This window comes from Pseudomonas sp. FW300-N1A1, assembly GCF_058789115.1.
In genome coordinates this window covers 1-6,486 of sequence record NZ_JBYTBK010000074.1, presented here as the reverse complement: position 1 = coordinate 6,486, position 6,486 = coordinate 1, and the positions used below count along the sequence as shown (strand labels likewise).

The window sequence follows — 6,486 nt, the reverse complement described above, 5'->3', positions numbered from 1 at the left end:
TGGCTAGAGTCAGATGCTGGCTTTTAGTCCCACCACCCCTACAAGTCTAAACATACAAGCGGGCTTGCTCGCGAAGGGGCCCTCAAAGACAACACAAGGAGCAAACCATGCGCTCATCGAAAGTGATTCACGTTGTCAGCTGCCATGCTGAAGGCGAAGTCGGCGACGTGATCGTCGGCGGCGTTGCACCGCCACCCGGCGCCACGGTATGGGAACAGTCGCGCTGGATCGCCCAGGACCAGACCCTGCGCAACTTCGTACTCAACGAACCGCGCGGCGGGGTGTTTCGCCACGTCAACCTGCTGGTGCCGGCCAAGGATCCCAGGGCACAGATGGCCTGGATCATCATGGAGCCGGCCGATACCCCGCCCATGTCCGGCTCCAACTCACTGTGCGTGGCCACCGTGCTGCTCGACAGCGGCATCCTGCCAATGACCGAACCGCAAACCCGGCTGGTGCTCGAAGCCCCCGGTGGCCTGATCGAGGTCGTGGCCGACTGCCGTGACGGCAAGGTCCAGCGGGTCGAAGTCAAGAACGTGCCCTCCTTCGCCGACCGCCTCAATGCGTGGATCGAAGTCGAAGGCCTGGGCTCATTGCAGGTCGACACCGCGTACGGCGGCGACAGTTTCGTGATCGCCGACGCCAAGGGCCTGGGCTTTGCCATCGCGCCGGACGAGGCGGCCGACCTGGTGGCGGTCGGGTTGAAAATCACCCGGGCGGCCAACGAGCAACTGGGCTTCGTCCATCCGCTGAACCCTGAGTGGTCGCACATCTCCTTTTGCCAGATCGCCGCCCCCATCGTGCATGAGAACGGCATCGCGACCGGGGCCAACGCGGTGGTGATTCAACCGGGCAAGATCGACCGCTCCCCCACCGGCACCGGCTGCTCGGCACGCATGGCGGTGATGCAGGCCAAGGGACTGATGCAGGTGGGCGAGCGCTTTATCGGCCGCTCGATCCTTGGCTCCGAGTTCCACTGCCGCATCGACTCGCTGACCGAAGTGGCCGGGCGCCCGGCGATTTACCCGTGCATCTCCGGCCGCGCCTGGATCACCGGCACCCACCAGTTGCTGCTCGATCCCAGCGATCCGTGGCCACAAGGCTATCGCCTGTCCGACACCTGGCCCGGCGCCTGACGCCAAACCGGAGCTTTTGTGGCGAGGGAGCTTGCTCCCGCTGGGCTGCGCAGCGGCCCCAATGCTGTAAGCGCTGTTTTACGACTGCTACGCAGCCGAACGGGAGCAAGCTCCCTCGCCACAGGAATCGGCACAATCGGGAAATACCGTTCCCCCCAGACCAACGGCTGAAAAAACCACTGTTTGATTGAAAAAAGCACTAGCCGAGTATCGACATTTAAAATATCGTATACGAAATACAATAAACGAACTGGAGGCAACAATGAGCAAGCGCATTAACTGGAGTGGCGTCTTCCCCGCGGTGACCACTCAATTCAACGATGACTTCTCGATCAACCTGGAAAAAACCCACCAGGTGATTTCCAACGTGATCCGTGACGGCGTGTCGGGCCTGGTGGTGTGCGGTTCGGTGGGGGAAAACACCTCACTGACCGCCGAAGAAAAAATCGCCGTGACCGAAGTCGCGGTCGACGCTTCCCGGGGCCGGGTGCCGGTGATCTGCGGTGTCGCCGAGTTCACCAGCGTGCAGGCGGCCAAGGTCGCCAACGCGGTACGCCGGGTCGGCGTCGACGGTGTAATGCTGATGCCGGCGCTGGTCTACGGCTCCAAGCCGTTCGAGACCGCCGAGCACTATCGCTACGTGGCCAAGAATGCCGACGTGCCGCTGATGGTCTACAACAACCCACCGATCTATAAGAACGACGTCACCCCGGACATCCTGATTTCCCTGGCCGACTGCGACAACGTGGTGTGCTTCAAGGACTCTTCCGGCGACACCCGTCGCTTCATCGACGTGCGCAATGAAGTGGGGGATCGTTTCGTGCTGTTCGCGGGCCTCGACGACGTGGTGCTGGAAAGCATCGCCGTGGGCGCCGAAGGCTGGGTCTCGGGCATGTCCAACGTGTTCCCGAAAGAAGGCGAAACCATCTTCCGCCTGGCCAAGGCCGGTCGCTTCGCCGAAGCCATGCCGATCTACGAATGGCTGATGCCGATCCTGCACCTGGACGCCCGCGCCGATCTGGTGCAGTGCATCAAGCTGTGCGAAGCCATCGCCGGCCGTGGCAGCGCCCTGACCCGTCCGCCACGCCTGGCCCTGCCGGAAGCCGACCGGGTGTTCGTCGAGCGGATCATGGCCAAGGCCCTGGCCAACCGTCCGGAGTTGCCGGACGTCGGTCTCTGAGTGATTGCCGGGCCGGCCCTCATGGGCCAGCCCCGGCTACCTGTCTTTGCGCCCCTACAGGAAACGCCAGCATGTCCAATCCTCAACACCCCCAAAGCGCAACCACCCCTTCGGGACTCAAGCGTGTCGTGGCCGCTGCCATGGCCGGCACCGTCGCCGAATGGTATGAATTCTTCCTCTACGGCACCGCCTCCGCACTGGTCTTCGGCCAGTTGTTCTTTCGCCAGACCGACAGCCCGATCGACGGTATCATCGCCGCCTTCGCCCTCTACGCGGTCGGCTTTCTCGCCCGCCCGCTGGGCGGCCTGGTGTTCGGTCACTACGGCGACAAATTCGGTCGCAAGCGCCTGCTGCAACTGAGCCTGGTGGTGGTCGGCGTCACCACCTTCCTGATGGGCTGCCTGCCCGGCTTCGACCAGATCGGTTATGCGGCACCGGTGCTGCTGGTACTGCTGCGGCTGATCCAGGGCTTTGCCTTCGGTGGTGAATGGGGCGGCGCGATCCTGCTGGTCTCTGAACACTGCCCGGACAATCGCCGGGGTTTCTGGGCCAGTTGGCCACAGGCCGGGGTGCCGGCCGGCAACCTGGTGGCCACGGTCGCCCTGCTGCTGTTGTCCTCGAACCTGTCGGAGGAACAATTCCTCGCCTGGGGCTGGCGCGTGGCGTTCTGGTTCTCGGCCGTGGTGGTGCTGATCGGCTACTGGATCCGCACCAGCGTCGACGACGCACCGATCTTCAAGGAAGCCCAGGCCCGCCAGGCCCAGACCCGGCACCAGCAACTGGGCGTGGTGGAAGTGCTGCGTCATCACTGGCGCGCAGTGCTGGTGGGGATTGGCGCACGGTTTGCCGAAAACATCCTGTACTACACCGTGGTGACCTTCTCGATCACCTACTTGAAGCTGGTGGTGCACAAGGACACCTCGGAGATTCTGCTGCTGATGTTCGGCGCGCACCTGCTGCACTTCTTCATGATTCCGGTGATGGGTTACCTGTCCGATCTGGTCGGGCGCAAACCGGTGTACCTGACCGGCGCGGCCCTCACAGCCTTCTGGGGCTTCGTCGGCTTCCCGATGATGGACACCGGCAACAACTGGCTGATCATGGCCGCGATCACCCTGGGCCTGGCCATCGAGTCGATGACCTACGCGCCCTACTCGGCCCTGATGGCCGAAATGTTCCCGACCCACGTGCGCTATACCGCGTTGTCCCTGTGCTACCAGGTGGCGCCGATCTTCGCCGGCTCCCTGGCGCCGCTGATCGCCATCACCCTGCTCAACAAGTACCACAGCTCCACACCGATCGCCTGGTACCTGGTCGGTGCCTCGGTGATTTCCCTTATCGCCGTCGGCCTGGCCCGGGAAACCCGGGGCAAGTCGCTGCATCAGGTGGATGCCGAGTCGGCGGCGCGGATCGCTGCGTTGGCTCACGCAGCACCAGCGTCTACGCGCCGGGGTAGTGAGCTGGCGTGAGCCTGATACCCGCCGATTGTTCTGGCGAATATCAACCTTGTGGCGAGCGAGCTTGCTCGCGTTCGAGTGCGTAGCACTCGCAAAAAATGACTGTCCGTACATTTTTGGGGCCGCTACGCGACCCAGCGCGAGCAAGCTCGCTCGCCACCATCAGCGTTTCTTCAGGCTTGAGTTCCATTTTTCGACAGGAGTTTTTTCGATGCCCGAGATCATCGGCCATAACTACATCGGCGGTGCGCGCAGTGCCGTCGGCCACATCACCTTGCACAGCCATGACGCCACCAGTGGCGAAGCCCTGCCCTACACCCAGGCCACTCGCGGCGTTGGGTCACGCAGCACCCGCGTCTACGCGCCGGGGTAGTGAGCTGGCTTGAACCTGATACCCGCCGATTGTTCTGGCGAACTTCAATCTTGTGGCGAGCGAGCTTGCTCGCGTTCGAGTGCGTAGCACTCGCAAAAAATGACTGTCCGTACATTTTTGGGGCCGCTACGCGACCCAGCGCGAGCAAGCTCGCTCGCCACCATCAGCGTTTCTTCAGGCTTGAGTTCCATTTTTCGACAGGAGTTTTTTCGATGCCCGAGATCATCGGCCATAACTACATCGGCGGTGCGCGCAGTGCCGCCGGCCACATCACCTTGCACAGCCATGACGCCACCAGTGGCGAAGCCCTGCCCTGCACCTTCACCCAGGCCACCCGCGGCGTTGGGTCACGCAGCACCCGCGTCTACGCGCCGGGGTAGTGAGTTGGCGTGAGCCTGATACCCGCCGATTGTTCTGGAGAACATCGACCTTGTGGCGAGCGAGCTTGCTCGCGCTCGAGTGCGTAGCACTCGCAAAAAATGGCTATCCGTACATTTTTGGGGCCGCTACGCGACCCAGCGCGAGCAAGCTCGCTCGCCACCATCAGCGTTCCTTCAGGCTTGAGTTCCATTTTTCGACAGGAGTTTTTTCGATGCCCGAGATCATCGGCCATAACTACATCGGCGGTGCGCGCAGTGCCGCCGGCCACATCACCTTGCACAGCCATGACGCCACCAGTGGCGAAGCCCTGCCCTACACCTTCACCCAGGCCACCCTGGAGGAAGTGGACGCCGCCGCCCAGGCAGCTGCAACCGCCTACCCGATTTTTCGCAACCTGCCAGCCAGTCGCCGGGCGGAGTTTCTCGAGGCCATCGCCAGCCAACTGGATGCCCTGGATGACGAATTCGTCGCCCTGGTCACCCGGGAAACCGCCTTGCCCAGTGGGCGTATCCAGGGCGAGCGCGGGCGCACCAGCGGGCAAATGCGCCTGTTCGCCCAGGTGCTGCGCCGGGGTGATTTCTATGGGGCGCGTATCGACCGGGCATTGCCCGCGCGTCAGCCGCTGCCACGGGTCGACATCCGCCAGTACCGGATCGGCGTCGGTCCGGTGGCGGTGTTCGGCGCAAGCAATTTCCCCCTGGCCTTCTCCACCGCCGGCGGCGACACCGCAGCGGCGTTGGCCGCCGGTTGCCCGGTGGTGTTCAAGGCCCACAGCGGGCACATGGCGACGGCCGAGCGCGTGGCCAATGCGATCCTGCGCGCCGCCGAGCAAACCGACATGCCCAAGGGCGTGTTCAACATGATCTACGGGGCCGGCGTCGGTGAAGCACTGGTCAAGCATCCGGCGATCCAGGCCGTCGGTTTCACCGGCTCGCTCAAAGGTGGCCGCGCCCTCTGCGACATGGCCGCCGCCCGGCCACAGCCGATCCCGGTGTTCGCCGAAATGAGCAGCATCAACCCGGTGCTGGTATTGCCCGAAGCCCTACACCTGCGGGGCGAGAAAATCGCCAGCGAACTGGTGGCGTCGGTGGTGCAAGGTTGCGGTCAGTTCTGCACCAACCCGGGTCTGGTGATCGGCATGCACTCCCCTGCGTTCAGCGCGTTCGTTGAACACCTCGCCGCGCACATGGCCGAACAGCCAGGGCAAGTCATGCTCAACGCCGGTACGTACCGTAGCTACAGCAACGGCGTGCAGGCGTTGCTCAGCCATCCGGGCATCCATCGCCTGGCCGGCCAGGAGCAACAAGGCAATCGCGCGCAACCGCAACTGTTCAAGGCCGACGCCAGCCTCTTGCTCAGGGGGGATCCGCTGCTGCAGGAAGAAGTATTCGGCCCCACGACCATCGTCGTCGAAGTCGCCGACAAGACACAGTTGCGGCAGGTGCTGAACAGTTTGCACGGCCAGCTCACCGCCACCCTGATCGGCGAAGCGCAGGACCTGCAGGAGCACGGCGAGTTACTGGCGCTGCTGGAGCAAAAAGTCGGCCGAGTACTGTTCAACGGTTATCCGACGGGAGTTGAGGTCTGCGATGCCATGGTCCATGGCGGGCCGTACCCGGCCACCTCCGACGCCCGTGGTACCTCGGTCGGCAGCCTGGCCATCGAGCGTTTCCTGCGTCCGGTGTGCTACCAGAACTGCCCGGACGCCTTGCTGCCCGAGGCGCTCAAAGACGCCAACCCGCTGGGCATTGCCCGCTTGGTCGACGGCAACAGCCAGCGCGAAGCCCTGTAAAAAGGACGAACGCCCAACCCTGTGGGAGCCGGCTTGCCGGCGAATGCCGCGACGCGGTGTGTCTGGTACGTCGCCTTCGCCGGCAAGCCGGCTTGTATGTTTAGACTTGTAGGGGTGGTGGGACTAAAAGCCAGCATCTGACTCTAGCCAGTACAGACCGTGGGAGA

The 6,486-nt window shown here is 63.6% G+C and carries 4 protein-coding genes and 2 pseudogenes; all 6 read left to right on the top strand.

Annotated features, from left to right (window positions below; genetic code table 11):
- Positions 1-107: 107 nt before the first annotated feature.
- The 6 genes and pseudogenes from AC3WQN_RS25270 (at position 108) to AC3WQN_RS25245 (ending at position 6,319) form a co-directional block, all read left to right on the top strand.
- A complete protein-coding gene (locus AC3WQN_RS25270) occupies positions 108-1,136 on the top strand; it encodes a trans-3-hydroxy-L-proline dehydratase (RefSeq protein WP_095077303.1) in 1,029 nt (342 codons plus the stop codon).
- A gap of 262 nt (positions 1,137-1,398) precedes the next feature.
- Positions 1,399-2,316 carry a dihydrodipicolinate synthase family protein gene (locus AC3WQN_RS25265; protein ID WP_095077304.1) on the top strand — a complete coding sequence of 306 codons (918 nt, stop codon included), beginning with the start codon at positions 1,399-1,401 and terminating at the stop codon, positions 2,314-2,316.
- A 71-nt stretch (positions 2,317-2,387) separates the two neighbouring features.
- Positions 2,388-3,785: a fosfomycin efflux MFS transporter AbaF gene (gene abaF, locus AC3WQN_RS25260; protein ID WP_103402398.1), complete on the top strand. Its 1,398-nt coding sequence runs from the start codon at positions 2,388-2,390 to the stop codon at positions 3,783-3,785.
- A 199-nt stretch (positions 3,786-3,984) separates the two neighbouring features.
- Positions 3,985-4,101: pseudogene (locus AC3WQN_RS25255) on the top strand (hypothetical protein); the annotation flags it as partial.
- Positions 4,102-4,358: 257 nt separating this feature from the next.
- A pseudogene (locus AC3WQN_RS25250) lies at positions 4,359-4,481 on the top strand (hypothetical protein); the annotation flags it as partial.
- 257 nt (positions 4,482-4,738) lie between these two features.
- The gene (locus AC3WQN_RS25245) at positions 4,739-6,319 is read left to right on the top strand and encodes an aldehyde dehydrogenase (NADP(+)) (protein ID WP_103402412.1); all 1,581 of its coding nucleotides are present in this window, start codon (positions 4,739-4,741) and stop codon (positions 6,317-6,319) included.
- Positions 6,320-6,486: the final 167 nt, after the last annotated feature.

Bases quoted from the DNA above. Each gene is read 5' to 3' on its own strand.
- AC3WQN_RS25270 (WP_095077303.1), top strand. From the start codon at position 108: ATGCGCTCATCGAAAGTGATTCACGTTGTCAGCTGCCATGCTGAAGGC.
- AC3WQN_RS25265 (WP_095077304.1), top strand. From the start codon at position 1,399: ATGAGCAAGCGCATTAACTGGAGTGGCGTCTTCCCCGCGGTGACCACT.
- abaF (WP_103402398.1), top strand. From the start codon at position 2,388: ATGTCCAATCCTCAACACCCCCAAAGCGCAACCACCCCTTCGGGACTC.
- AC3WQN_RS25245 (WP_103402412.1), top strand. From the start codon at position 4,739: ATGCCCGAGATCATCGGCCATAACTACATCGGCGGTGCGCGCAGTGCC.